A 243-nucleotide genomic window follows, 5' to 3' on the forward strand; every position below is an offset into this window, starting at 1 on the left:
GCCGGGCGCCCCGTCCCCGGGCCGCCACTGCGGGACCCGCACGACTCCGGGCTCCACCAGCTCCAGGCCCTCGAAGAACCCGGCGATCTCCTCGACCTCGCGCACGTGGTACGGCACGGCGCCGCTCGCGTTGTACGCGTTCGACGCCGCGATCATGCCCTCGCTCGTGGCCGTGCTGTCGCTGATCACGAGGTAGCTGCCCGAGGGGAGCCCGGCCATGAGGCGGTTCACCAGGTCACGCGC

At 73.3% G+C, this 243-nt stretch carries 1 protein-coding gene; it reads right to left on the bottom strand.

Annotation, left to right across the window (positions count from 1 at the left end):
• On the bottom strand, nucleotides 1–243 hold a 243-nt coding region (locus AOK18_RS33930; protein WP_240503056.1), incomplete at both ends, for an SAM-dependent methyltransferase.

It is taken from the genome of Streptomyces prasinopilosus (genome assembly GCF_001419695.1).
Lineage (GTDB): Bacteria > Actinomycetota > Actinomycetes > Streptomycetales > Streptomycetaceae > Streptomyces > Streptomyces prasinopilosus.